Raw genomic sequence first — 1,457 nt, forward strand, 5'->3', positions numbered from 1 at the left:
TGAATAAACCGTAGCCACAAATAATGATTGCCAGCGCCAGATACAGGCTAAAGGTTGAATTTGTATCAATACCCAGCACCACATGGCCAAGGGTCATTAACAGCGCGCCGGCAATCACTGCAGTGCGGTTGCCGAGCAGGCGGTCGGCAAGCCAGCCGCCGAGAATAGGGGTAACGTAAACCAGAGAAGCATATGCGCTGAACAGGCTGATGGCATGGTTATCATCAAAACCAAGCTGATGGGTGAGATAGAGAATGAGTAAGGCACGCATGCCGTAAAAACTGAAGTACTCCCAGATTTGGATCGCCACGATATAGTATATCGCGCGCGGCTGTGAGGGTGTTTTCATGTGTTCTCCTTATGAGCAAAAAAGGGAAGTGGCAAGCCACTTCCCTTGTACGAGCTAATTATTTTTTGCTTTCTTCTTTCAATACCTTAACGGTATAGCGGCCATCAGCCTGACGGTATGCACCGTGAATATCGGTTTCAAAGCCCGGATAGTGAGCGCCGATTTCACACAGCATCTGCAGGAACTCCAGAACCGGACGGCTTTCTTCGGTGATCATTTCACCCGGCATTACCAGAGGAACTCCCGGCGGATACGGAAGGATCATATTGGCGTTAATACGACCTACCATTTCGTCGAGGTAAACTTCTTCGGTCATACCGTGCAGCGCTTTCTGGAACGCAGCATACGGAGTCATTACCATCGTCGGCAGCACTTCAAATGCGCGATACATCAGATCCGGCAGATTGTGGTGAACAATCAGTTTGTGGATATTTTGAGCCAGTTCCTGAATACGCATGTTTTCATAGAATTCAGGATCTTCACGATACAGAGACGGCAGCATGTTTTTCACACGCAGGTTCAGGTCGAACGCACGTTTGAAGTCAGTCAGAGCACGCAGCAGGCTCAGTGCTTTGGTCTTATCGATACCGATGCTGAACAGGAACAGCAGGTTATACGGACCGGTTTTCTCAACAACGATGCCATGTTCGTCGAGGTATTTCGCCACGATGCTGGCCGGAATACCAAAGTCGCTCATGGTGCCGTCTTTTTCCATCCCCGGAGTCAGCAGGGTGACTTTGATCGGGTCAAGATACATGTGCTCGTTATCGATGTTTTTGAAGCCGTGCCAGGTGCTGTCAGAACGCAGCGGCCAGCATTCAGTCGTATCGATATGATCCGGCTGCCAAACATCAAAGAACCAGCCATCAGATTCCGTTCTCAGACGTTTGATCTCTTTACGGAATTTGATCGCACGTTCAATGGAACCGTTGATCAGACGCTTACCAGCATTACCCTTCATCATCGCCGCAGCGGTTTCAGTGGACGCCACGATACCGTAGTGCGGAGAAGTGGTGGTGTGCATCATGTAGGCTTCGTTAAAGGTTTCTTCGTTTACGTCACCTTTAACGTGGATCATGGAAGCCTGAGAGAACGCCGCCAGCAGTTT

General features: G+C 49.8%; 2 pseudogenes. Both read right to left on the reverse strand.

Going from position 1 to position 1,457, the window contains the following annotated elements:
• Positions 1-349, reverse strand: a pseudogene (locus CXQ94_RS23565) (hypothetical protein); the annotation flags it as partial.
• Positions 350-407: 58 nt separating this feature from the next.
• Positions 408-1,457: pseudogene (gene cadA, locus CXQ94_RS23570) on the reverse strand (lysine decarboxylase CadA); the annotation flags it as partial.

The sequence above is a fragment of the Arthrobacter sp. GMC3 genome (assembly GCF_002929305.1).
Classification (GTDB): domain Bacteria; phylum Actinomycetota; class Actinomycetes; order Actinomycetales; family Micrococcaceae; genus Specibacter.